At 61.2% G+C, this 12,073-nt stretch carries 13 protein-coding genes and 1 pseudogene; 10 read left to right on the forward strand and 4 right to left on the reverse strand.

What is annotated here, in order from left to right:
• A partial coding sequence (locus E4Q08_RS13425; RefSeq protein WP_505438027.1) for an IS1634 family transposase N-terminal domain-related protein occupies window positions 1-302 on the reverse strand: 302 nt, incomplete at its 3' end.
• On the opposite strand from E4Q08_RS13425, the gene E4Q08_RS13430 reads away from it, so the two are divergent.
• From E4Q08_RS13430 to E4Q08_RS13445, 4 genes and pseudogenes are all read left to right on the forward strand, one after another.
• Window positions 295-1,170 carry an HAF repeat-containing PEP-CTERM protein gene (locus tag E4Q08_RS13430; protein WP_169070742.1) on the forward strand — a complete coding sequence of 292 codons (876 nt, stop codon included), beginning with the start codon at window positions 295-297 and terminating at the stop codon, window positions 1,168-1,170. The two genes, E4Q08_RS13425 and E4Q08_RS13430, sit on opposite strands and share 8 nt — an antisense overlap.
• Before the next feature lie 21 nt (window positions 1,171-1,191).
• On the forward strand, window positions 1,192-1,362 hold the full coding sequence (locus E4Q08_RS13435; RefSeq protein WP_169070743.1) for a hypothetical protein: 171 nt from the start codon (window positions 1,192-1,194) through the stop codon (window positions 1,360-1,362).
• A 393-nt stretch (window positions 1,363-1,755) separates the two neighbouring features.
• Window positions 1,756-2,344: pseudogene (locus E4Q08_RS13440) on the forward strand (TRAP transporter small permease subunit).
• Window positions 2,344-3,846 carry a TRAP transporter large permease gene (locus E4Q08_RS13445; protein WP_169070744.1) on the forward strand — a complete coding sequence of 501 codons (1,503 nt, stop codon included), beginning with the start codon at window positions 2,344-2,346 and terminating at the stop codon, window positions 3,844-3,846. The pseudogene E4Q08_RS13440 and the gene E4Q08_RS13445 overlap by 1 nt, the downstream one beginning before the upstream one ends.
• A 156-nt stretch (window positions 3,847-4,002) precedes the next feature.
• Here E4Q08_RS13445 and E4Q08_RS13450 read toward each other — a convergent pair whose 3' ends face one another.
• The gene (locus E4Q08_RS13450; protein ID WP_034920187.1) at window positions 4,003-5,082 is read right to left on the reverse strand and encodes a TRAP transporter substrate-binding protein; all 1,080 of its coding nucleotides are present in this window, start codon (window positions 5,080-5,082) and stop codon (window positions 4,003-4,005) included.
• A gap of 223 nt (window positions 5,083-5,305) precedes the next feature.
• Window positions 5,306-6,679, reverse strand: a complete 1,374-nt coding sequence (gene pmbA / locus E4Q08_RS13455; protein WP_169070745.1) for a metalloprotease PmbA — start codon at window positions 6,677-6,679, stop codon at window positions 5,306-5,308.
• Between the two features lie 119 nt (window positions 6,680-6,798).
• On the opposite strand from pmbA, the gene yjgA reads away from it, so the two are divergent.
• The 4 genes from yjgA (at window position 6,799) to E4Q08_RS13475 (ending at window position 9,767) form a co-directional block, all read left to right on the forward strand.
• The gene (yjgA, locus tag E4Q08_RS13460; RefSeq protein ID WP_169070746.1) at window positions 6,799-7,338 is read left to right on the forward strand and encodes a ribosome biogenesis factor YjgA; all 540 of its coding nucleotides are present in this window, start codon (window positions 6,799-6,801) and stop codon (window positions 7,336-7,338) included.
• On the forward strand, window positions 7,325-7,924 hold the full coding sequence (mog, locus tag E4Q08_RS13465) for a molybdopterin adenylyltransferase (RefSeq protein ID WP_372703686.1): 600 nt from the start codon (window positions 7,325-7,327) through the stop codon (window positions 7,922-7,924). Before yjgA ends, mog begins: the two co-directional genes overlap by 14 nt.
• Window positions 7,925-8,066: 142 nt before the next feature.
• Entirely contained in the window at window positions 8,067-8,576 is a 510-nt protein-coding gene (locus E4Q08_RS13470) for a glutaredoxin family protein (protein WP_169070748.1), read from the forward strand.
• Window positions 8,577-8,648: 72 nt separating this feature from the next.
• A complete protein-coding gene (locus E4Q08_RS13475) occupies window positions 8,649-9,767 on the forward strand; it encodes a VanZ family protein (protein WP_169070749.1) in 1,119 nt (372 codons plus the stop codon).
• Window positions 9,768-9,773: 6 nt separating this feature from the next.
• Here the strand turns inward: E4Q08_RS13475 and E4Q08_RS13480 are convergent, their stop codons facing one another.
• Window positions 9,774-10,796: a DnaJ C-terminal domain-containing protein gene (locus E4Q08_RS13480; RefSeq protein ID WP_169070750.1), complete on the reverse strand. Its 1,023-nt coding sequence runs from the start codon at window positions 10,794-10,796 to the stop codon at window positions 9,774-9,776.
• Between the two features lie 275 nt (window positions 10,797-11,071).
• On the opposite strand from E4Q08_RS13480, the gene E4Q08_RS13485 reads away from it, so the two are divergent.
• Complete coding sequence (locus E4Q08_RS13485) at window positions 11,072-11,380, forward strand: (2Fe-2S) ferredoxin domain-containing protein (protein WP_169070751.1); 309 nt, start codon at window positions 11,072-11,074, stop codon at window positions 11,378-11,380.
• A gap of 34 nt (window positions 11,381-11,414) precedes the next feature.
• Entirely contained in the window at window positions 11,415-12,053 is a 639-nt protein-coding gene (locus E4Q08_RS13490) for an alpha/beta hydrolase (protein ID WP_034910539.1), read from the forward strand.
• Window positions 12,054-12,073 lie beyond the last annotated feature (20 nt).

Here is a 12,073-nt window from a genome sequence, read left to right on the forward strand (position 1 = left end):
GCGAGAATCAGGAACAGGTTGAGCTTGCTTTCCGCAGCGCTGCCCAGCACCCGCGTGAGGCCCACCTGGTCGGCCAACTGCTTGAGGGCAAACAGCACCCCAAAAATCTCGCCGCTGGTCATCTCTCCCGACCAGTCGTCGAATTCGCCCTTCACCAGACGTTCCATGGCGACGATTCGTTCCGGTGCCCAGTTCGTCAGATTGGCGATGGTTCGTGTGCAGACTTTGCCTCCCTCGCGATAGGACTCGCGAAGCAGGATGGCCGGCCTGGACTTTCGGTTGGGGACGCGGGCGATGTACATGCCGACAATAATAGCCAATAGCACATTGTTTGTAAATAGCTATTATTATATTTACATGCCTACATTTTTGCCGATTTTCTGGTTTCTTGCCATGAATCAACGACTTACCTCAAGGGCTCCGGGAAGGTCCGCCCGATTGTTCAATTCGCTGAACTGTCGTAAAAAGCCAATGTACAAACGCAGATTTCTTCACTGCGCCATCATTGTCGTTGCCTGCGTGCCGGCCCTAGCGGCCGCGGTGCCCACCTACACGGCCATCGATTTGGGCACACTTGGTGGCGCGCACGCTGGCGCCAGCGCCATCAACGATAGCGGGCAAATCGCAGGAGGCTCGACCACGAATAGCGGCAACTATCACGCCTATATATATTCCGGAGGTGTAATGACCGACCTAGGTGCCTTGGGAGGCAATGAGAGCATAGCTCTTGGCATTAACAATGCCGGGGAAGTTACAGGAGGGTCGTTCTACAACACTTCTCGCGGCGACAACCACGACTTCTTGTATTCGATCGGCATAATGACTGACCTGGGTACTTTAGGTGGGACGAATAGTGTCGCGTACGACATCAACGACCTCGGACAAATAACAGGCATGGCAAGTACCCCTGACGATGCCCGGATGAACACCTTCCTGTATTCTGATGGCATCATGACGAGTCTAGGCGACCTCATGTGCTGCAGCGGTAGGCCTAATTTTGGCATAGGCATAAATAACAGCAGCCAGATTGTAGCGGAAACGCACAGCCTCTACCGATCCTATCTCCTTACTCCAGTACCTGATGCGGCTGTTCCTGAGCCTGGCAGCCTACTTCTCCTTGCCACGGCGCTCGGCGGTGTCTTCGGGCTTCGGCGGAAGGAGAATTGCTGACACCAAGATGGAGGGCCGCTGTTGTTGTGTCTTGGCGCATTGCGAGATGTGCCGCGCATCGTCAATCTTGCCGCTGCCGGCGCTTACCTCGCTGACGACCTGAAGAGCTATTGCGGCAGCGAGCACGAAAGCATGTTGCGGAAGCTGCAGGAGATCGAGATTCTTCCGCCAGATCGAAGGCCGATTGATTGAGGCCAGAACCAGACCCGGACGTGCGCCGGGTTTTTCCTTGTTGCAGACCGTCGCCAATCGCAGGGGCCAATCTGGCGCGAGCGCTCAGGATCGGGCTGAATTCCAGCCGTCTGGTGTCGCGCAGGGGGACAACCTCAAAGTTTGTTGGCGATCAAGGCCTGGCGGTGATCTCCGGGCCTTGTTGCTTTTGGGCAAGCATAAAGCTGGCGACTTGCCACTACCTCGTAGACTCAAACAAAGATGTGCCATAATCATGACTTCCGCATGCGGATCAAGCGGATGCGATCTTGCATTCTGCAAAGCGGCCTGATGAATTGCCCGGCAATGAGGCAAAGCGCAAGCGATCAGGTCTTGGAGGAGTGAATAGTTTGCTTGTCAATGGAGGGATATCCCGTGAACAGTCTACTAAAGCTTTCCAGCCTGATCGATGGACTCACCGAACGGATCGGCAAGAGCATCATCTGGCTGGTCCTGGTCGTTACCCTGATCGGCGCCGGCAATGCGGTCATGCGTTACTCCATCAACTACAGTTCGAACGCCTTTCTCGAGATCCAGTGGTACCTGTTTTCGGCGATTTTTCTCTTTGGCGCGGGCTACACGCTGAAGCGCAACGAGCATGTGCGCATTGACCTCATTGCCGGCCGCCTGTCGAGAAGAGGCCAGGCGTGGATCGACATTTTCGGCATCATTTTTTTTCCTGCTGCCGATGGCGATTGCCGTCATGTATCTGTCCTGGCCGATCTTTCTGCTCGCGCTGCACAACAACGAACAGTCGAGCAATGCCGGTGGTCTGGCGGTCTGGCCGGTGCGCCTGCTGGTGCCGATCGGCTTCTTCCTGCTGGTGATTCAGGGCCTCTCCGAGTTGATCAAAAGAATCGGCTTTCTGCTGGGAAAGTGCTCCGACCCGACCGCCAAGACGCACCAACCAACGCCTGAAGAAGAACTGGCGCTGGCCATCAAGGCCCAGAAGGGAGAACTGTGATGACCGAGTTCCTGATCGCCAACATGGCGCCGATCATTTTCGCTTCGATGGTCCTTTTCCTGCTCGTCGGTTTTCCGGTGTCCTTCGCGCTGGCGGCCAACGGCATTTTCTTTGGCTTGGTCGGCATCGAACTCGGTCTGCTCGGGCCGCAGCTGTTCCAGGCATTGCCGGATCGCATCTTCGGCATCATGAACAACGATACCTTGCTGGCGATCCCATTCTTCACCTTCATGGGCCTGATCCTCGAGAGATCGGGAATGGCCGAGGATCTTCTCGACACCATCGGCCAGCTTTTTGGACCGCTGCGTGGCGGCCTGGCTCTCGCGGTGATCTTCGTCGGCGCGCTGCTCGCGGCGACGACCGGCGTCGTCGCCGCCTCGGTGATCTCGATGGGTCTGATCTCGCTGCCGATCATGCTGCGCTACGGCTATGACAAGAAACTCGCCTCCGGCGTCATTGCCGCTTCCGGAACGCTGGCGCAGATCATTCCCCCCTCGCTGGTGCTGATCATCATGGCCGACCAGTTGGGCAAGTCGGTGGGCGACATGTACAAGGGCGCTTTCCTGCCGGGCATGACGCTGACCGCCTTCTACGTCGGCTATGTCGTGCTGGTGGCGATCTTCAGACCGCGCTGGATGCCGGCCCTGCCGCTCGAAGCGCGGACCTTGCGCGGCGGCAAGCTGCTGCTGCGCGTGCTGACGACGCTGGTACCGCCGCTGCTGCTGATCTTCCTGGTGCTCGGCACGATCTTTCTGGGTATCGCGACGCCGACCGAGGGCGGTGCGATGGGTGCGACCGGCGCCCTGATCATGGCGCTGGCACGCCGGCGCCTGTCGTGGAAGCTGCTCAGGCAGGCGATGGATACAACCGCCAAACTGACCACCTTCGTGGTCTTCATCCTGGTCGGCGCACGCGTCTTCTCGCTGACCTTCTACGGGGTCGATGGCCACAAATGGGTCGAGCACCTGCTCACCGGCCTGCCAGGTGGCGAAGTCGGTTTCCTGATCATTGTCAACATACTGGTTTTCCTGCTCGCCTTCTTCCTCGACTTCTTTGAACTTTCGTTCATCGTCGTGCCGCTGCTGGGTCCGGTTGCGCAGGCGCTCGGCATCGATCTGATCTGGTTTGGCGTTCTGCTGGCGGTCAACATGCAGACTTCGTTCATGCACCCGCCATTCGGCTTTGCGCTCTTCTACCTGCGCTCGGTGGCGCCGGCGTCGGTCAAGACCACCGATATCTACTGGGGAGCGATACCCTTCGTCTGCATCCAGATCATCATGGTCGGAATCCTCATCTTCTTTCCGCAACTCGTCACTTTCGGTCTCGATCAGGAGGAGAAGGTCGATCTCGATTCGGTACAGATCGAGATGCCAACGTCCGATTACGGCGCGCCCTCTACGCCACCGGGTTTCGAGAGCCCGAAAGAGGCTTCCCCTGCCGCTTCGGAAGATGCCGCCAGCAAGGCCGTGCGCGATGCGATGAAGCAGGATCAGACGAAGTAACTGTTGTCGCCTCTCGGCGAATGCTCGACGGCCGGAGATCGTCGAGCGGCCTCGCGGGTGATGGGCCCATGAAAAAGGAACGGCGGCGTCGGCCTCCGTTCCTTTTACTGCGCAGTAGCGGCAGCAACCGACTGCCGCAGGCTTCGCTCGATACGTCTAGCGCTTGCTGTACATGTAGCTGGAGTATGCACCTTCGGCGATGCGATGCCAGAGGTTCTGGTCGTCCATGAACTTCTTGTAGTCGTCATAGACCTTCTTGAACTGGGCGTTCGTCGCCGAGGTCTCGGCGTACAGTTCCATCGCAGCCTTGTAGCAGGCGTCCATGACTTCTTTCGGGAACTGCTTCAACTGTGTTCCCGAACCCACGAGCTGCTTGAGCGCAGTTGGGTTCTTCGAGTCGTACTTGGCGACCATGTCGACGTGCGCGTCGGCACAGGCGAGTTGTAGAATGGTCTGGTATTCCTTGGGCAGTTCAGCCCACTTCTTGAGGCTGACATAGGCGGACACTTGCGGGCCGCCTTCCCACCAGCCGGGGTAATAATAGAACTTGGCCACCTTGTTGAATCCGAGCTTCTGGTCATCATAGGGGCCGATCCATTCGGCCGCGTCGATGGTGCCCTTTTCGAGTGCCGGATAGATGTCGCCACCGGGGATCTGCTGCGGAACGGCACCCAGCTTGCTGAGCACGGCACCGGCGAAGCCACCGATGCGGATCTTCAGGCCCTTGAGGTCGGCCGCCGTCTTGATCTCCTTGCGATACCAGCCACCCATCTGTGTGGTGGTGTTGCCACAGGGGATGGTCATGATGTTCGACTTGGCAAACACTTCGCCGAGCAGTTTGCTGCCATTACCGTAACGCATCCAGGCGTCCATCTGGCGGTTGGTCATCCCGAAGGGAACGGCCGTCTCCAGGGCGTAGGTCGGATCCTTGCCGAAAAAATAATAGGAAACCGTGTGTCCCATTTCGACGGTACCGTCCTTGACGGCATCGAACACCGCCGGCCCGGGAACGATTTCGCCGCCGGCAAAAACCTGAATCTGGAACTTGCCGCCAGTCGCTTCGGCAACCCGCTTGGCCATGTGCTCGGCACCTCCGTAAATGGTATCGAGGCTCTTCGGGAAGCTTGAAGCCAGGCGCCACTTGACCGTCGGGGCGTTCTGGGCAATCGCCGGCATGGCCATCGTACCGACCGCAAGGCCAGCACCCGCATTCTTCAAAAAGGAACGTCTTTCCACAATTTGTCTCCTATAGGTTCTTGTGTTCTTGTAAACGAGTCGCCCAACGATTATAGCGAAAGCAGTCGTGCATGGAACAAACCTTGCCTGACGGCCAGGACTTTTCCAGGCACATCCGATTCATGAAAGTCAAGACCGTCTCCCTCCCTTGCCGGAATCCCTCGATGGGCACGGAGCATGCTCCGCGAAACCCCGCCTTCGCCTCCGCGAGAGGGGAGATTCGTCAGTCGCCAGCCACCTTCATCTTCTCGATCAGCAGCGAACCCACCTGCTTCGAACCGCGCACCAGAACGTCGTTGCCGACCGCCGCGACGTTTCGGAACATGTCGCGAAGATTGCCGGCAATGGTGATTCCTTCCACTGGATGTACGATCTCGCCACCTTCGATCCAGTAACCGGCTGCGCCGCGCGAATAATCACCGGTCACATAGTTGACACCCTGACCGAGCAACTCGGTGACCAGCAATCCGCGCCCCATTTTCCTGAGCAGGCCCTGCAGACCACGTTTCCCCGGATGGACGATCAGGTTGTGGCAGCCGCCGGCATTGCCGGTGCTCTGCATTCCCAGCTTGCGCGCGCTGTAGGCGCTCAGGAAGTAGCCCTGCAGCCGGCCATCAACCAGCACTTCGCGGTCATGCGTTGCGACCCCGTCGCTATCGAAATAGCTGCTCGCCAGGCCGCGTGGCAGATGCGGTCGCTCGCTGATCTGCATTTTCCTCGAAAAGATGCGCTTGCCGAGACTGTCGACCAGGAAGGAGGTCTTCCGGTACAGGCTGCCACCGCTGACCGCATGCACGAAGCTGCCGATCAGCGAAGATGCGAGGGGCGCTTCGAAAACGACCGGTACCCGGCAGGTTTTGACCTTGCGCGCAGCGAGTCGTGACACGGCTCGCTGCGCGGCGATCTCGCCAATCGACTCGGGAGAGCCAATTGCCGAGGGGTCGCGGGCAGTCGAATACCAGTCGTCACGCTGCATGTTTTCGTTCTTGCCGGCGATCACCGAGCACGAAAGATAATGCCGCGAACTCGGGTAGCCGCCCATGAAACCCAGGCTGTTGGCCGAAATGAACTGCCCTTCCTGGATCGACACGGTAGCACCTTCCGAGTTGCTGATCTGCGGGCTGACCGCAAATGCCGCCTGTTCGCAACGCCGGGCAAGTTCGACGGCAGCCTCGACCGAGAGCAGCCAGGGATGGTAGAGATCGAGATCCGGTAGGCTGCCGGTGTCGATGGCCAGCAACTCCAGGTCGGGCAGGCCTGCACAGGGGTCGGCGGCAGTAAAGCGGGCGATGTTCAGCGCCGCGTCGACAGTCTCGCGCCAGGCCGTTGGAGAAAAGTCGGAAGTGCTCGCCTGCCCTTTCCGCTGACCCAGGTAGACCGAGACTGCAATTCCCTTGTCACGGTTGTATTCGATGGTCTCGACCTCACCGCAGCGCACCGTCACCGACTGACCAAAACCAACCGAGACGTCGACCTCGCAGGCGCTGGCTCCCTGCTTGCCGGCATAAACCAGGACATCTTGTGCCAATTGCTGGAGAACTTCGAGACGGTGACTGAAGCGTGATTCGCTAGGAGCAATGGAACTTGAACGGGGCATGGGGGCGATCGCCAGAGGCAAAAACCGTTATCATAGCAGTTCCCCGAAAGGCGCCGCTTGCCGCATTGCAAGCCTTCCCGGTTTTCCCCCTGCCACAGCGAAAGGCACGTCGTAAGCCGATGAGCACCCCTGAAGAAGTGCCAGCACCGCCATCGAAAACGCAGCGCAAACGGGCCATGGAAGAACTCCAGGCGCTCGGCGAGGAACTCGTCGAACTGGCTGCTGATCGGCTCAAGAAAATCGCGCTCCCGGAGGGTCTGCTCGCCGCCGTCCGTGAAGCCCGGCGCATGTCCCGACACGACGATGCGCGGCGCCGCCAACTGCAGTATATTGGCCGCCTGATGCGCGATGTGGATCCTGCGCCGATCCGCCATGCCTTGGCGGTAGTGCGTGGCGAATCAGCCGAAGAAACCGGCAAACTGCACCGCCTCGAACGTCTGCGCGCCGAGTTGCTGGCGGATGAGAAGGTTATCTACAGCATCGCCAGCACGTCGCCGTCGATCGACCTGCAGCGTCTGCGTTCGCTGCGCCGCGCCGCACTGCTTGAGCAGGCACAGGGCAAGCCACCGCGCAGCTACCGCGCCATCTTTCAACTCCTCAAAGAACTCCAGGAAGGCGATACTACTGTCGACGACAACGATGAACATGAACCCCGATGAAGAACTGCGGATCGGCCTGTTGTCGATCAGTGACCGCGCCTCGCAAGGTGTCTATGAGGACCAGGGCATCCCGGCGTTGCGCGAATGGTTTGCCAACGCCTTGCGCAGCCCCTGGCGAATGGAAACCCGCCTGATTGCCGATGACCAGGCGATGATCGAAAAGACGCTGATCGAACTGGTCGATACGGTCGGCTGCCAGCTGGTGCTGACCACCGGTGGCACCGGCCCGGCTGCGCGCGACGTTACGCCGGAAGCCACCCTGGCCGTCGCCGACAAGGTGATGCCGGGCTTCGGTGAAGAAATGCGGCGCATCAGCCTCAACTTCGTGCCGACCGCCATCCTCTCGCGTCAAGTCGGGGTGATCCGTGGCCAGGCACTGATCCTCAACCTACCGGGGCAGCCGAAATCGATCCGGGAAACCCTGGAAGGGGTCAAGGCTGCCGACGGTACGGTGCTGGCGAACGGCATCTTCGCTGCGGTCCCCTACTGCATCGACCTGATCGGCGGTCCTTATATCGAGACGTTCGACGCGGTGATCAAGGCCTTCCGGCCAAAATCCGCACGCCGGCCGGGACCGGCGGTCTGAGGCTTGGCCCGTTTGCCGTGGCAAGCCCTTTCATTCCTTTGAATCTTGCTGACCGGCTGTGCCGGATCATCCAGGCAGTTCGGTCGTGCATCAAGCGAGTCGTCTGACCCCTGCCCCAACCCCCTCCGCTGTCGCAACCCATATGTACATCACACCCAAGCGCTGTGCGCGCTGCCGATACGAGCGCCTGGCAAGCGATACTGCGCCCGACTGGCAATGCCCTGCCTGTGGCGTTGCCTACAACAAGGCCGAAGACGCCCTCAACGTTCGGCCGGTCGGCGTTCGGGTCGTACCGCCGTCGCGACGCAGCAAGCGCTTCGTGTGCTTCGCGATCGCCCTGATCGTCATCGGCGGTCTCTATGCCGTGCAGCACCGGCAGCATGCCCCTGCCGCCCGCATTGCGACCGCCCAGCCGGAAGTCCTCATGTATGCAACCAGCTGGTGCGGATACTGTGCCAAGGCGCGAGCATTCTTTGCCCAGCACGGTATCTCCTACGTCGAAATCGATGTCGAGCGCGATGCGCGTGCGGAACACCTCAACAGGCTGCTTGGCGGCGGCGGTATCCCGACGATCCTGGTCGGCAAGGACGAGTTGGTGCATGGCTTCGACGAGCAGGCGCTCTCCCGATTGCTCGGTCCCTGGATGCGCTAGCCGCGATTGGCGGACGCGACTTTCACATTAAGGCGCTAGAATTGCCGTTTTGCAACGCTTGGCGGTGATCTCATGGAGCAAACCCCGCTACCGCCACCCCAGCCCTTTCCCGAGGCTGACGAAACCCTAGCGCCACCGCCGCTCGCACGCTCCTTGCGGCTGCCGCTGTATCTGGCGCTGGCCTACCTCGTGCTGATCATCTACGCGAGCCTCTATCCCTTCACCAACTGGCGCGACCTCGGTGTATCGCCGCTGGAGTTTCTTTCCTCAACCTGGCCGCGTTACTGGACGGTATTCGACCTGCTGGTCAATCTCGTCGCCTACCTGCCGCTCGGCTTTTTGCTGGCGCTGGCAATGCGCCGGCTGCCAGGCGGGCGCTGGACCGCAAGCATCGTCGCACTGCTGCTCGGCAGCCTATTGAGCCTGGCCATGGAATGCCTGCAGAACTGGTTGCCGTCGCGCGTGCCGTCGAACCTTGATCTGGGGTGCAACGCCAGCGGCACCGCCATTGGCGCGCTCATTGCGTTCTCCAGGGGTCAGCAAATCTTCCGGCGCATCGGCCAGGTTCAGCAGGCCCTGCTGGCACCGATAGATCACCTCGACCTCGGTCTGGTGCTGCTCGGCACCTGGCTGTTGACGCAACTCTCGCCGGAAACCTTGCTGTTCGCCACCGGTGACCTGCGCAGTGTGTTCGAACTGACGCCGGCGGTTCCCTACGCGGCGCACTCGTTCTTCGTTCTCGAAGCCGGCGTCATCGCTCTCAACAGCATCGTCATCGGCCTATTTGCGCGCACGCTGCTGGCCGATCAGGCAGCACCGCATCTCGCCCTGCTCGCCTTTTTCGTACTTGCCCTGGCGATCAGGACACTCGCCGCCGCGGTCCTGGTCGCTCCGCAGGACGCTTTCGCCTGGCTGACACCAGGCGCCGAACTCGGACTGCTGATCGGGGGCGTGCTGCTCTCGCTGCTGCTGCTGCTGCCAGCGCCAATCCGCATCGTGCTGGCTGGCGTGGCGCTGATGGCCGGCACCGCGCTGGTCAATCTGACGCCGGCCAACCCCTACTCGGAAGCAGCGCTGGCAACCTGGCGACAAGGGCACTTCCTCAACTTCAACGGTCTTACCCGCTGGGTTGCCAGTTTCTGGCCCTTCGTCGCCCTGCCCTATCTGACGATGGTCGTCCGCGACCTGTAGCACCGCTCAGTCGTCGCCCGAATGGCGGCGCGCACGCAACTGCCGTTCCCAGGCAGCGAGTTCCGGAGCGCGTCGATCCAGGTCGGCCGTCAGGCGCGTTTCGAGCTGCTCGAGCAGCGCCAGATCCTCGGAGCTAGCGGCTTGCGGGCAGATGCACTGCAGATGCAGCACCAGATCGCCGACCGCGGCACCCTGCCGGTGCGGAAAACCCAGGCCGGGCAGACGCTGTTCAATCGAGCGCTGCGGCGGCAGTTCGAAGCTGGTCGTGCCGCGCAGGGTCGGCACCTCGACATGGCCACCGCAGAGCAGCCGGAAGATGCTCACCGGTAACTGACAATGCAGGTCATGGCCATCGAGAACGAACAGCGGATGTGCGGCCAGGCTGATCTCGAGGTAGAGGTCGCCGGCAATGGTCTGGCCGGGGGCCAGTGGCGCCTGCCGGGCCAGGCGCAGACGCTCGCCGTCGCGCAGACCCGCCGGCACGCGCACCGCCAGCGTTCGCCATTCCTGGCGCCAGCCACTGCCCGAGCAGTCCGTGCAGACCGTCTCGCGCAGGTAACCGCGCCCGCCGCATCCTTCGCACACACTCGTTCCGCCGCCTTTGCGTGCAACCCGACCGCAGCCGCTGCAACGGGGACAAGGCAGCGAATGCTTGTGCTGCAGCCGGCCACTGCCACGGCAGCTCGCGCAGCGAACGCGGTGCAGCAGTTCGATGTTCTTCTGGCAACCCTCTGCCGCCTCCTCGAGCGTCAGCGTCAGGTATTGCGTCTGATCTTCGGCGACCGGCCCGGCGGCGGTTGTGCTGCGCTCCCTGCTCGTTGCCGCCAGCCGCCACTCGGCCAGGCTTTGCGGGTCGAGCAGCAGTTCGTATGCGGCCTGCACACGCATGAACTCGCTCACCGCAGCTGCCGAGGGGTTGCGATCCGGGTGCCACTGCATGACCAGCCGACGATACGCGCGCTTGACTTCGTCAAGCGATGCGTCACGGCGTACGCCAAGGATGGCGAAAGGGTCCTCGCTGATACTCATCAATGATCAAAGTAAGGCTGGCGCGCCGCGCGCCAGGGAAGGATGTTGGCGACCGCAGGCACCAGGGCTGTGAGCATTCTACGCGATCAGGGATCAAAGCCCGCAGATCTGTGGGCTGTGTGGTATGCGCGTCCGGCAGCGGCAATAGCAGATTCGGGGTTAATATGAAGGTCGCGTCAGCAACTCCCGACTTTCATGATCGGGGGTGTCTGGAAAAGTCATGACCGTTAGAATCGAGCACCGCAGCCAGCAATCCACCCGAAGGAGCCAGTCTTATGAGCTATTTCAAGCATCATGTATTTTTCTGCTGCAACCAGCGCGCCGAGGGCGAGACCTGCTGCAACAATGCCGGCGCCACCACCGCTCAGACCTACGCCAAGGACCGCATCGGCGAACTGCGCCTCAAGGGCGCCGGCAAGATCCGCATCAACAAGGCCGGCTGCATGGACCGCTGCGACCAGGGACCGGTACTGGTCGTCTATCCGGAAGAGGTGTGGTACAGCTACGTCGACTGCGAAGACATCGAGGAGATCATCCAGGAGCATCTGGTACACGGGCGGGTCGTCGACCGTCTGCGCATCTGAACGGAAGCAGCGCGACATCTGTGAAGGAAAAACGATGAGACCGCAGGCAGAACAACTGCTGATCGACGGACCGGTCGGCAAGATCGACATCACCGTCGAGAATCCCGGCGCGCCGCGCGGCATCGCGCTGATCGCCCACCCGCACCCGCTGTTCGGCGGTGGCAATACCAACAAGGTGGTGCAGACGCTGGCGCGCACCTTCATCCACCTCGACTACGTGGCGCTGCGTCCCAATTTCCGTGGCATCGGCCTGAGCGAGGGAAAACACGACGAAGGCAACGGCGAAAGCCAGGATCTGCTGGCCGTGCTCGCGGAAGCCAAATGTCGCTACGGCAATCTGCCGATCGCGCTCGCCGGTTTCTCCTTCGGCGCCTATGTCGCGACCCGCGTCGCCGAAGCGCTGCTCGCCGCCGGCCATCCGGCACAGCGGCTGGTGCTCGTCGGCACCGCCTCGGGTTTCGTCGAAGGCGCTCGCACTTACCACACCAAGGCCGTCCCGAGAGACACCATAGTCATTCATGGTTCCGAAGACACCACCGTGCCGCTGGCCAACGTCATCGCCTGGGCCAAGCCACTCGACCTGCCGGTAATCGTCGTTCCCGGTGCCGACCACTTCTTTCACCGCCGCCTGCACCTGATCCGCGAAATCGTCAGCCACGCATGGCGGCACTGAGCGGCAAGGGTACCCGCCAG

The organism is Candidatus Accumulibacter contiguus (genome assembly GCF_012940005.1).
Lineage (GTDB): Bacteria > Pseudomonadota > Gammaproteobacteria > Burkholderiales > Rhodocyclaceae > Accumulibacter > Accumulibacter contiguus.